At 55.5% G+C, this 12,452-nt stretch carries 11 protein-coding genes; 3 read left to right on the forward strand and 8 right to left on the reverse strand.

Annotated features, from left to right (window positions below; translation table 11 throughout):
* Positions 1-70: 70 nt before the first annotated feature.
* Both Q371_RS09120 and Q371_RS09125 read left to right on the forward strand, forming a co-directional pair.
* Positions 71-445 carry a hypothetical protein gene (locus Q371_RS09120; RefSeq protein WP_034339237.1) on the forward strand — a complete coding sequence of 125 codons (375 nt, stop codon included), beginning with the start codon at positions 71-73 and terminating at the stop codon, positions 443-445.
* A 74-nt stretch (positions 446-519) separates the two neighbouring features.
* Positions 520-804, forward strand: coding sequence for a hypothetical protein (locus Q371_RS09125; protein ID WP_034339239.1), 285 nt, complete (start codon positions 520-522; stop codon positions 802-804).
* Between the two features lie 87 nt (positions 805-891).
* Here the strand turns inward: Q371_RS09125 and lpdA are convergent, their stop codons facing one another.
* The 8 genes from lpdA to menC all read right to left on the reverse strand — a co-directional run bounded on the left by lpdA (position 892) and on the right by menC (position 11,220).
* The gene (gene lpdA / locus Q371_RS09130) at positions 892-2,298 is read right to left on the reverse strand and encodes a dihydrolipoyl dehydrogenase (protein WP_034339240.1); all 1,407 of its coding nucleotides are present in this window, start codon (positions 2,296-2,298) and stop codon (positions 892-894) included.
* Between the two features lie 83 nt (positions 2,299-2,381).
* On the reverse strand, positions 2,382-3,593 hold the full coding sequence (gene odhB / locus Q371_RS09135; RefSeq protein WP_034339333.1) for a 2-oxoglutarate dehydrogenase complex dihydrolipoyllysine-residue succinyltransferase: 1,212 nt from the start codon (positions 3,591-3,593) through the stop codon (positions 2,382-2,384).
* 92 nt (positions 3,594-3,685) lie between these two features.
* Complete coding sequence (locus Q371_RS09140; protein ID WP_245618300.1) at positions 3,686-6,484, reverse strand: 2-oxoglutarate dehydrogenase E1 component; 2,799 nt, start codon at positions 6,482-6,484, stop codon at positions 3,686-3,688.
* Between the two features lie 138 nt (positions 6,485-6,622).
* The gene (locus Q371_RS09145) at positions 6,623-7,786 is read right to left on the reverse strand and encodes a pyridoxal phosphate-dependent aminotransferase (protein WP_034339242.1); all 1,164 of its coding nucleotides are present in this window, start codon (positions 7,784-7,786) and stop codon (positions 6,623-6,625) included.
* 267 nt (positions 7,787-8,053) lie between these two features.
* Entirely contained in the window at positions 8,054-8,650 is a 597-nt protein-coding gene (locus tag Q371_RS09150; RefSeq protein WP_034339244.1) for a hypothetical protein, read from the reverse strand.
* Between the two features lie 106 nt (positions 8,651-8,756).
* Positions 8,757-9,260 carry a hypothetical protein gene (locus Q371_RS09155; protein WP_034339245.1) on the reverse strand — a complete coding sequence of 168 codons (504 nt, stop codon included), beginning with the start codon at positions 9,258-9,260 and terminating at the stop codon, positions 8,757-8,759.
* An 86-nt stretch (positions 9,261-9,346) separates the two neighbouring features.
* Complete coding sequence (locus tag Q371_RS09160; RefSeq protein ID WP_034339246.1) at positions 9,347-10,117, reverse strand: GNAT family N-acetyltransferase; 771 nt, start codon at positions 10,115-10,117, stop codon at positions 9,347-9,349.
* Positions 10,114-11,220: an o-succinylbenzoate synthase gene (gene menC, locus Q371_RS09165; RefSeq protein WP_034339248.1), complete on the reverse strand. Its 1,107-nt coding sequence runs from the start codon at positions 11,218-11,220 to the stop codon at positions 10,114-10,116. Before menC ends, Q371_RS09160 begins: the two co-directional genes overlap by 4 nt.
* 298 nt (positions 11,221-11,518) lie before the next feature.
* Between menC and Q371_RS09170 the strand changes: the two genes are divergently transcribed.
* Positions 11,519-12,289 (forward strand): amino acid ABC transporter ATP-binding protein, encoded by a 771-nt coding sequence (locus Q371_RS09170; RefSeq protein ID WP_034339250.1) that lies wholly within the window; start codon positions 11,519-11,521, stop codon positions 12,287-12,289.
* Positions 12,290-12,452: the final 163 nt, after the last annotated feature.

The raw sequence follows: 12,452 nt of genomic DNA on the forward strand, positions 1-12,452 counted from the left end.
TGACTTGTGGTGCATTCAGTGAAAGAGATTCTTTCTCTTTCACTTTTTCAAGGTTGTGGCAACATCAAGCATGACTGCATTGCACACAGAACACATTCGCATCCGCAACACCGACCAACACAAACCTCTGGGGATCACTCTGGAAATCTGGGGCAGCTTTCATGAATTGAAGCCCGGTCAACTTCTGGACATCGAATTGCAGTTTGATCGGCAGAACTTTGAAACCCCTCCAGAGTTTTACATGGAATGGGAAGAAAGCCACATCACCATCTATCTCGCCAGCAATCCCGAGTATTTTTCGAGTCTGGTGGCCCATCAGGTTCGCATCGATGGAGAGGTCGCAGAAAACTGGTCTGGCAGCATGCCTCCACTGCCTTCTGGTGTTTCTCCTGTCTCCTTCATTCATGAAGTGATTCTGGGGAAAAAGCCAGACTCCAAAAATTGAACAAGACGGTCCATGAAGCACCAAAAGCAGGAGGGCATACCTCGACATCTGAATGTTCCCTGTACCCTTGGGTCATGAAAGACCTTTATCGCGAAGAGATTTTCATTCAAAATCATTCAGGTGAAAACATGCATGTGGCCCTTGAGCCTCTGGACAGACATTACCCTTTGAACTCTGGTCAGGAAATGCGCATTGAAATCACCTATGACCTTCCCCAGATTCCAGGCTCCTCCCAATTCCATGCGGTACAGGAAAAGGGAGGCATCAGGTATTACATTGCAGGATCAAGGCACCAGAATGAGCATCTGGTGGGGTTTGTGGTCTGGGTCAATGGGGAACAGGTGGATCAATGGATGTGAATGCTGTTAGGTGTGAAGGTGCAGTCTTCTTGCTGGCACAAAAAAGGGCGCAGCATGCTGCGCCCTGCAAAACCAGAGGAAATGTTCTTAACTGTGGATGGTGCGTTTGTCCACACCCATGGCGGCCTCTTTGACCACTTCAGACAGGGTGGGGTGGGCGTGGATGGTGCGAGCAAGGTCTTCTGCGCTGCCAGCGAACTCCATCACGGCGACCACTTCTGCGATCAGTTCGGAGGTGTTGGGACCGATCATGTGTGCAGCAATCAGGCGATCGGTTTTGGCATCGGCCAGAATCTTCACGAAGCCTCGGGTGTCACCGTGGCCCAGAGCGCGACCGTTGGCCAGGAACTTGAAGCTTCCAGCTTTGTATTCGATGCCTTTGTCTTTGAGTTGCTTCTCGGTGGGTCCAACCCATGCGATTTCAGGGCTGGTGTAAATCACGCTGGGAACGCAGTCGTAATTGACGTGTCCAGCCTGACCTGCAATGATCTCGGCGCAGGCCACCCCTTCGTCTTCGGCTTTGTGGGCCAGCATCAGGCCACCGACCACATCCCCAATGGCATACACATTGGGCAAATTGGTGCGGTAGTGCTCATCAATCTTGATGAAGCCCCGTTCTGTGAGCTGCAAGCCCACTTTTTCAGCCCCGAGGTTGGCGGTGTAAGGCACCCGTCCGACCGAGGCGATCAGTTTGTCGCACTCGTAGGTCTGTTCGCCTTTGGGGTCGGTGTAGGTGACCACCACTTTGTCGCCCAGATCTTCCACCTTGGAGATCTTGACGTTCAGGACCACTTTCATGCCCTGTTTCTGGAATTGACGCAAGGCTTCTTTGGCGATGCCTTCATCGGCAATTTCCAGGAAGCCGCCCGCTTCCAAAGCGGTCACTTCGGCACCCAGACGACGCCACACGCTGCCCAGTTCCAGACCGATCACTCCGGCACCAATCACACCCAGTTTGGCAGGCACTTTGTCCAGAGAGAGTGCACCCACGTTATCGAGGATGTTGCCGCCAAACTTGAAGAAGGGCAGTTCTCTGGGTTTGGATCCGGTGGCCAGAATCACGTGTTTGGCTTTGATTTCTTCTTCACCGACCTTGACAACCCACTGCTCGCCTTCCTGACGCTCAAGGCTGCCGTAACCGTGGTAAGCGGTGATTTTGTTCTTTTTGAACAGCATCTGGATGCCGCCGGTCAGCTGCTTCACGATGCCGTCTTTGCGGGCCATCATTTTGTCCAGATCCAGTTTGACCTCGGACACATTGATGCCGTGCTCGACGTATTCGTGCTGCACAGCTTCAAATTTTTCACTGGAATCCAGCAGGGCTTTGGAGGGGATGCAGCCCACGTTCAGGCAGGTTCCACCCAGAGACTGCTTGCCTTCTTTGTTGCTGAAGGCATCCACACAGGCGGTTTTGAAACCCAGTTGGGCTGCACGGATGGCGGCCACGTAACCACCGGGGCCACCACCGATCACAAGCACATCGTATTCAGACATGGTTGTTCCTTTCACATGTAGGGGCTCAGGGAACGGTCCCCCTTAAAAAGGGGGACAGCTTCGAGCTTGCGAGAAGCAGGGGATTACAAATCCAGCAACAAACGGGCGGGGTCTTCCAGCAGTTTCTTGATGGTGACCAGGAACAGCACGGCTTCGCGTCCGTCAATGATGCGGTGGTCGTAACTCATGGCGATGTACATCATGGGGCGGATGACCACCTGTCCGTTTTCGGCCACGGGGCGCTCGATGATGTTGTGCATCCCGAGGATGGCGCTCTGGGGGGCGTTCAGGATGGGGGTGCTCATCATGCTGCCGAAGGTTCCACCGTTGGTGATGGAGAAGGTGCCTCCGGTCATGTCATCAAGGCCGAGTTTGCCGTTTTTGGCTTTCTGGGCGTACTCACCGATTTGTTTCTCGATGTCTGCGAGGCTGGACTGGTCGGTGTTGCGCAGGATGGGCACCACCAGACCGCGTTCGCTGGCCACGGCAATGCCGATGTCGTAGTAGCCGTGGTAGATGATGTCGTTGCCGTCCACGCTGGCGTTGATCACGGGGTACTGTTTCAGGGCTTCGGTGGCAGCGCGCACGAAGAAGCTCATGAAGCCCAGTTTGATGCCGTGCTTCTTGACGAACTCATCCTGATACTTCTTGCGCAGGTCCATGATGGGTTTCATGTCCACTTCGTTGAAGGTGGTCAGGATGGCAGCGGTGTTCTGCACATCTTTCAGACGCTTGGAGATGGTCTGGCGGATGCGGGTCATGGGAACGCGCTGCTCGGGGCGGGCTCCAGCGGGCAGTTCAATTTGCACCGGGGCAGCCTGAGCGGGTTTGCTTCCGCCTGCCACGTGGGTCAGCACATCGCCTTTGGTGATGTTGCCTTTGGGTCCGGTGGCCTGCACATCGGCAGGGTTCACGCCGGTTTCGGCGACCAGTTTGCGCACGGCAGGGGAGAGGTCTCCGCTGGTGGAGTGGACCTGGGTGGGACCCTGAGGCAGTTCAGCTTTGGCACTGTCCTTTTTGGGCTCCTCTGGGGCAGTGGGGGTGGCGGATCCTGCGGTGGCAGCGGTGTCAATCTTGGCGATGACTTCTTCGCTGGCAACGGTGTCGCCTTCGTTTTTGGAGGTTTCGGTCAGCACGCCAGATTCCTGAGCGTACACCTCAAGGACCACTTTGTCGGTCTCGATTTCAATCAGGACGTCGCCTTTGGCCACGGCCTGACCTTTTTGTTTCTTCCACCCCAGCAGGGTGCCTTCGCTCACGGACTCGGAGAATACGGGAACTTTTACGTCAACGATCATGTTTGTGGGTCTCCTTCAGGATCATACCCTGTGCAGGGGCAAGTCGGCAGTAAAAGGGCAGTGGTTTCCCACTGCCCATGGGCATCTGTTTATTTTAAGCCCAGAGCGCGCTGGATCACATCCTGCTGCTCTTGGTTGTGTTTGCTGGTGTAACCCACGGCAGGGCTGGCACTGCGGGGACGGGTGGCGTCCTTCAGGGTTTGACCGTTTTGCATGCACTGCTCAATCTCTTCACGCACGAACATCCATGCGCCCATGTTGCGGGGTTCTTCCTGAGCCCACACAATTTCGGCATTGGGGTACTGTTCCAGAATGGTTTTCAGTTGTTCATGTGCAAAGGGGTAAAGCTGCTCAATGCGCACGATGGCCACGTTCTTCAGGCCAGCTTCTTCACGGGCTTTGAAGAGTTCCCAGTACAGTTTGCCAGAGCACAGCACCACACGGTTGACCTCTTGCTGAACGGCAGCGTTGTCCGGGATGATTTCCTGAAACTTGCCATTCGAAAGGTCTTCCAGAGGGGACACGCACATGGGGTTTCTCAGGAGGCTCTTGCCGGTCATCACAATCAGGGGCTTCCTGTAATTGCGGATGATCTGGCGGCGCAGCATGTGGAACACCTGTGCAGGGGTGGAAGGCACCACCACCTGAATGTTGTCCTGTGCGGTCAGTTGCATGAAGCGTTCCAGACGGGCGCTGGAGTGCTCGGGACCCTGACCTTCGTAGCCGTGGGGCAGCAGCATGACCAGTCCGGCCAGACGGCCCCATTTGGCTTCACTGGAAGAAATGAACTGGTCGATCACGGGCTGGGCACAGTTGGCAAAGTCGCCGAACTGGGCTTCCCAGAGCACCAGCGTGGAGGGGTCGGTGGCAGCATAACCGTACTCGTAGGCCAGAACGGCTTCTTCAGAGAGGGTGGAGTCGATGACTTCCACTCGGCCCTGATTGTCAGACACATGGGCGAGGGTCAGGTACTCTTCTCCCTCGGGAATGTCTTCGGTGAGTTGGTTGTGCCACACGGAATGGCGGTGGGTGAAGGTTCCGCGTCCAGCGTCTTCACCGCACAGGCGCACATTGTACCCCTCGTTCAGCAGCGTGCCGTAAGCGAGGTTTTCGGCCATGCCCCAGTCCAGAGCCTGCTTTCCGTCGACCATGTCGCGGCGGGCTTTGGCCACACGCTCCACACCACGGTGCAGTTTGAAGTTCTCTGGGATGGTGGTGATGGCATGTCCGACTTTTTTCAGGGTGTCCATGTCCACGGCGGTGTTGGCCTCTGCGGTCCAGTGGGTGCCCAGCACAGCTTTCCATTGTCTGGAGCGTTCTGCGTTGAAGTCGGTTTCCACTGCGTCAGCAACAGTGTCACCTTTCTCCAGAGCAGCACGGTACTCCTCAACGTAAGTGTTGGGGTCACTTTCGGTCAGGATGCCCTCTTTGGCCAGCACCTGTCCGTACAGGGCACGGGTGCCAGGGTGCGCCTGAATTTTGCGGTACATCATCGGCTGGGTCATGCTGGGGTCGTCGCTCTCGTTGTGGCCCAGTTTGCGGTAACCGATCAGGTCGATGAACACATCTTTGTGGAAAGTCTGGCGGTAATCCAGAGCCAGTTCTGAAGCCCAGACGCAAGCCTCGGGATCGTCGGCGTTCACATGGAACACCGGAGCATCAATCATTTTGGCCACATCGGTGCAGTAACGGCTGGTGCGGGCATCCCTCAGGTCGGAGATGGTGAAGCCCACCTGGTTGTTGACCACGATGTGCAGGGTTCCGCCGACCGTAAAGCCACGAATTCCGGCAAGGTTGAGGGTTTCGGCGACCACGCCCTGTCCAGCCACCGCAGCATCCCCGTGAATCACGATGGGAAGCACGGTAGAACGGCCTTCCACATCACCAAGTCGGGCTTGACGGGCACGGACCGATCCAGCCACCACAGGGTTCACAATTTCAAGGTGGGAGGGGTTGAAAGCCAGAGCAAGGTGCACCGGTCCACCTTCGGTTTGCACATCCGAAGAAAAGCCCATGTGGTATTTCACGTCTCCGGCGAAATCACTGGAGAAGGTTTTCTTGCCATCGAATTCAGCGAACAGGTCGCTGGGTTTCTTGCCGAAGATGTTGATCAAGACGTTCAGACGGCCACGGTGGGCCATTCCGACCACGATGTCCTTGACGCCCAGTTTGCCTGCACGCAGCACGATGCTGTCGAGCATGGGAATCAGGGTTTCGGTGCCTTCCAGAGAGAAGCGTTTCTGACCCACATAACGCACGTGCAGGTAACGCTCCAGACCTTCAGCGCTGGTGAGCTTCCTCAGGATGCGCTTTTTGGCATCTTGGGAAAAGTTGAAACGTCCCTGTGCGCCTTCGATGCGTTTTTGCAGCCACTGGCGCTCTTCGGAAGGAATGTACACATATTCATAGCCGATGGAGCCGCAGTAGGTCTTTAAAAGTTGCTCGCGAACTTCTGCGAGGGTTCCAGAGAAACCGCCGTCTTCCACGCGGGCAGACAGGTCGGCTTCGGTGAGGCCATAAAAGCCCAGAGAGAGCTCGGGCACATCTTCCAGTTTGCGGATGTCCAGAGGGTTGATGGTGGCTCTCAGGTGACCCAGCAAGCGGTAAGCGGCAATGTAGGCAGAAATGCCTGTGTTGGCCTTGCCTTCTTTGCTGCCTGCTGCGGTCTGCCCGTTGAGTCCAGTGAAACGCAGCAGGGGCTTTTGACCCAGGGTCAGAAAGGCTTGCTGCACTGGAGAGTGTGGGGTGTCGGTGGGTGCACCATTTCCCTCAAAAAAACGGCGCCACTCAGGCGCTACCGATGAGGGGTCACCCAGATAATCTTCGTACAGGGCCTCCAGAAAACTGGCACTGCCGCCATACATGATCGTGCTCTCGGCTGACTTCATAACGTCTATTAGCATACCCCTCTGGAGCATGAGGGGAAAAGGTGAAAAGCTCGAATTGACACTGTTACTCTCAGAGTATATACGTGTTTTGGGCGTTTCTGGAAAAAAGTTGTGATCTTTGACCCTGTCCTGACGGTTTTATTTCACCGTGCATCCAGAATACAGGCGTTCCGCTGCCCTTTGCAGGGTCTCTTGCCCCTTACAGAAGGCAAACCGCAATCCGGCAAATGGAGCCACCCCCGAGTCGTAGAACACCCCCATCGGAATGCTGGCAATCCCCACTTCGGTGAGCATCCATTCAAAAGCCTGTTCTTCTGAAAGGCCCAGACCAGAGACATCTGCCACCACGAAGTACCCACCTTGGGGCGTGCAGGTCTTGAATCCGGCTTGCTGTAAAGCAGAGGTCAAAAAGTCCCGCTTTTGCAGATAATCCCTCTGGACACTGCCCGAGTAATCGAAACGCTGCGCCTCCTGCAAAGACAGCATGGTGGCCTGCTGCAATGGGGTTGGAGCACAGAAAGACACCCACTGGTGCACCCCTCTGAGGGCGTCCGTCAGGCGTTTGCTGCCAAAAGCCCATCCCACCCGCCATCCGGTCACAGCAAAGGTTTTGCCTGCACTTCCCACGGTCAGGGTGCGGTCCTGCATGCCGTCCAGCGCATGAATGGGAAGATGAGGGACCCCGAAAGTCAGGCGGTCATAGACCTCATCGGAAATCACATCCAGATCGTGCTCCATCGCAATGCGGGCAAGGGTTTGCAGTTCCTGCAAGGTAAACACTTTTCCAGTCGGGTTGTGTGGCGTGTTCAGGATCAACACGCGGGTTTTTGGGGTGATGGCAGCCCGCAGCTTTTCTTCAGACAGGTGGTAGGCCCCATCAAACTCCAGAGGCACGTAAACCGGAATCCCTCCCGCCAGTTTTACCTGAGGACCATACATGTCGTAGGTGGGCTCAAAAAGGATCACCTCATCGCCCGGTTGCAAAATGCCCTGCAAAGCGCTCTGGACGGCTTCAGTGGCTCCAGCGGTGATGGTGATTTCTGTGGCCGGATCCAGCTTCAGGCCCAGACGTTTTTCGGCATCTCTGGCCAGTTCTTCACGCAAAGCAGGAAGCCCTGCCACAGGTGCGTACTGCTGTGGACCTGTCAGGGCCTGTTGCAAAGCCTCCTGTAAGAAGGATAGAGGAGCATGGTCTGGAAACCCCTGCCCGAGGTTCACGGCCCCGAGCCCATTGGCCCTCAGGGTGACTCTGGTGAAAGGGCTTTCTCTGAAGGTCTGAAGAACAGGGTTGAGGTCCCGCATACAGGGGAGTTTAATGTTTTTTGGAAGGCACAGTTTGAATCGTCTATCCCTTGAAAGAGCAAGCACAAAGTCTGACTTTTGGCAGGCCAACTGAAGAAGCGTTCAGCGGTCGGCCCTCAGCTTTCAGCGAAAAGCCTACCAAAAGCGTTGGCTTTCGAAAATGGCAAAACACAAAAGCAAAGCCCACTCAGATTTTGCAAGTTCAAAGGGTTGGAAGCAGACTTTCTTTCTGGCCGATGCCTGACCGCTGAAGGCTGAACGCTACTTTCACTGGTTCAGGTAATGGGACAGGGTCATGCTGGCCTGATCGATCTGGACGCGGTCTTGCATGCTGAAAATCAAACCATGGCGCAAATGTTTGATGTTCAGGCGCAGGGCATTGGCAAAAGAATCCACACTTTCCAGTTCTTCCCAGCGCACCGTCAGAAAGGAAGAGACGCTGTTGAACACCAGACGCTTGCTGGTGATCAGCAGTTCACCAGAAGCCTGAGGGCGCATGCCTTCTGTGAACATGTAACCGCTTAAAGGGCTGGACAGGTGGTACTGCACGGTGCGAATGATCCTGCACCCGATGTTGTCCAGCAAAGGTTGTTGCTCGGAGAACATGTGCAGTCCGGTGAGCAGCACATGCACTTTCTCCTCTGGGGCAAGGTATGCCGGGCGGTAATCCAGCAAAGGAAGTTTCAAGGGGTCCGGGCTTTTGCCGTTTTTGCTGGTCTGAATGGGAGTGATGTGGTTTTTCAGCTCGGCAGGCATGGGGGCATCTGGCGCGGCCTGAATGTCCAGAGCGGATTCATCTGTGGATGGTTGCGTTTCCACAGCATCAACAGCAGCAGTTTTGGTTGTGCTTTTCTTACGCGGCATGAGACCACCTGACACGGGCACCTGCCCGGGATTGACATGGATTCAAAATGGGTTGATCCCATTATAGTGTTTTTTTTCACCCGTCACGGTGTTGGATTGACGTGAATTATTGTAATTCATCAATAAACAGAGGAACGTGAGATTTTTCGATGATCTCGTAAATGCGCTCCAGCACCACCGGATCCACCCCCGGCGTGGCAAGACGAAAGCAGGCAGAATATTTGCGGTACAGGTCATGGGTGCCGGTCCCGAGTCGCTGCAGCTCTGTGGGACTCAAAAGGCGCAGAAAACCCTGTTCTTCAACAAAAGTGTCATCCCGTCCAGCAAAGAGCACCGCATGCAAAAACTCACTGACGTACCTCGGGTTGTACCAGAATCCGTAATTCATCTGGTCGGTCAGGTCATCGAGTTCAGAGAATTCCTCTGCTTGCATGCCTGTGCTGACCAATTTGCGGGCCAGTTCCATGCGACGCAGGCGCATCCGGGCGTACTCTGGCAGGGTCAACTTTGGGTTTTTGGGGCTGAGCTTTCCGCCGACCTGACGTTTGAGGCGGTACGCGAGGATGTAATCCTGGTACTCAAGGAGCAGTTGTTCTACAGGCCGTTCCATCTGCTTTTACTCTAATCCCTGAGGGGCAGATGGAACAGGCATGTGTGTACCATTTCCATGTCTTTCAACACAGTTTCAACGCTGTTTCAGTGGGCTTGATGACGCAGTACATAAAAATTGCCATGTGAGCGCACAAAATCGGTCAGAACATACCCTTTTTCCAGATAAGTGGTCAGGGCTTCACGGCCTGCTGCACGCCATTTGCGGGCCTCTTCCAGATCGTGTTGCACCAGATGGCCAAAATCCGCAGGAAGCTGATAGAGCAATACCTCGTCTTGCAGGTCCAACGTGTTTTCAAAACCACGGTTGATGGTTCTCAGGCCAGAGACTTCCAGTGAAGCAGGAGGGGCATAAATCCGCTGGAAAACCTCTGGATCCCGCAAATTCCACTCTGCAATCACACGGTCTGAATCCACCCCAGCATTGACCCCACTCATCTGGCCGTACAGGTTGGGATGGTATTCCCGCACCACCGCCCCGAGTTTGCGCAAATTGAAGTTGGCGTTCACCGAACGCATGGGGTCGTAACTCCAAACCACCTGTTCAATGCCTCTGGACAGGCACCAGTCCCTCTGAAACCGTTTGAGACGCACGGCCACATCTGTTCCCCGATGACCGGGCAACACCCCCAGCATGTGGGAGTGTTGTTTTTTGGGGTCAGCGGTGGGAATGCCCATCACAAAGCCAATCATTTCCCCGTGGTCAAAAGCGCCTCCCACCAGCCCACCCTGATACATGAACGCCACAGTCAGGCCATGTGGAACAATGTCCAGTTCACTGCGACCCCACACCAGAGCCTGAAGCTCCTGAACCCGTGAGACTTCCTGATGGCCCTGCACTTCCCGGATTTCGATCATCCGTGAACCTCATGCTTGCGCAGGGTGATGGTGTTCAGGAAATCTTGGTTCAGGGTCACCCCGATTCCCGGACCCTCGGGTACAGGCATCAGACCGTTTTGCGCTTCCAGAGGTTCATTCACAATGTCGGTTTCCCAGTAACGGCTGGCACTGGAGGTGTCACCGGGCTTGGTGAAACCGGGCAGGCTGGAAATGTGGATGTTGAAGGCCCGACCTACGCCAGCTTCCAGCATCCCTCCCATCCAGAGGGGAATCCCAAAAGACTGGGACACCGTGTGGATTTTGATGCTCTCGCTGACCCCTCCCACCCGTGCGGGTTTCAGGTTGATGACCCGTCCAGCATGGTTTTCAAGGGCTTTGCGTGTGTCTTCAGCAGACAGGATGCTTTCGTCCAGACACAGGGGGGTCTGGATCAGTTTTTGCAGTTTGGCATGGTCGTGCAGGTCCTCATAGGCCAGAGGCTGCTCGATGTAGTCCAGACGGTACTCGTCCAGCTTCTGGAAAGTGCGCACATCGGCCATGCTGTAAGCGCTGTTGGCATCCACGGTCAGGGTGATGTCGGGGAATTCGGCTCGGGTGTCTTTCACGATGTTGACATCCCAGCCGGGCTTGATTTTGAGTTTGATGCGCCGGTACCCCTGCATCACATGCTTTTCAACAGCACGAACCGTATCGTCCACAGTGGGCTGGATGCCCAGAGACACCCCAACCGTGACCTCTTTCCGAACCCCTCCAATCAAATGGGAGAGGGACACATTCAGGCTTCTGGCCCACAAATCCCAGAAGGCCATCTCCAGCACGGCTTTGGCCATCCGGTTGCCTTTGAACGGGGCCAGCACCTGCCCCAGTTCCTGCGGATTGTTGAAGTTTTTCCCGAGCACTCGGGGTAGCAACACCTCTTTCAAAAGGTATTCTGCGCCGGGAGTGGTTTCTTCGCGGTAGAGGGGAAGCATCTCCATCACGCTCTCGCCGTACCCCTCCAGACCTTCGCCTTTCAAGGTCAGCACCAGAATGGTGCGTTTGATTTGCACTCCAAAAGAGGTTTCAAAGCGGAACTTGAGGGGAAGCTCGATCAGCTGCAGGGTGGCGGATTCGATTTTCATGCTTTTGATTCTTACACACTTGGGGATGGGGCTACGCTCTGCCGAGGGCTGAGGGTAAAAGAGGAGAGCCGAGGGCCAAGGGCCGAGAGCCGAGGGCAAAAAAGGCTTTTGCTGAAGCTTTCAGAAAACACAAATCCCCTTGATCATTTTCCGCACGCAGGACACAATGCTCTCGGCTCTCGGCTCTCGGCTCTCGGCTCTCGGCTCTCGGCTCTCGGCAACTGGGCGAGACATGCCTCGCACCTACAATCACCACTTACCCCCCTCACTCCCCAGAGACTTGGATACAATAAACCCCATGGGTTACACATATCCGGCCCGACTTCAGGGCGCCAAAGACATCATCATCGCCGACAAGGTCAACAAGCATTACGGCAGCTACCATGCCCTCCGTGACGTCTCCATCAACGTCAAGCAAGGTGAGGTCGTCGTCATCATTGGACCTTCCGGCTCTGGGAAAAGCACGTTCATTCGCACCATCAACCACCTTGAGCAGCATCAGGGCGGCAAGATCGTGGTAGACGGCATCGAACTCAACAACGACGTGAAAAACATCGACCAGATCCGCCGGGATGTGGGGATGGTGTTCCAGCAGTTCAACCTGTTCCCCCACCTGACGGTCTTGCAGAACATCACTCTGGCCCCGATCCGGGTCAGGAAGTGGGACAAAAAGAAAGCCGAACAGAAAGCCTACGAACTGCTGGACCGGGTAGGCATCCGCGAACAGGCCGAGAAATTCCCCGCGCAACTCTCTGGAGGGCAACAGCAACGTGTAGCGATTGCCAGAGCGTTGGCAATGGAACCGAAGATCCTGTTGTTCGATGAGCCGACCAGTGCGCTGGATCCAGAGATGATCAAGGAAGTGCTGGACGTGATGAAAGAGTTGGCACACTCGGGGATCACCATGCTGGTGGTGACGCACGAGATGGGGTTTGCTCGGGAAGTGGCGGACCGGGTGGTGTTCTTCGACAAGGGAGCGATTGTGGAGGAAGCCACCCCAGAGGACTTCTACAACAACCCGCAGCATGAACGCTCCAAGTTGTTTTTGAGTCAGATCCTCGGGCACTAGAGGGCTTCACCCTGCTAAGGGCTGAGGGTCGAGAGCATCGTGTGATACGCATAAAATATCGTCAAGGGAAATGTAGGGGCGAGGCGTGCCTCGCCCTCTATGCTTTAGCCAAAGGTCTTTTGGCTCTGGGCTCTCAGCCCTCGGCATCCCACTGAGCGCTCCT

Source organism: Deinococcus misasensis DSM 22328, assembly GCF_000745915.1.
Lineage (GTDB): Bacteria > Deinococcota > Deinococci > Deinococcales > Deinococcaceae > Deinococcus_C > Deinococcus_C misasensis.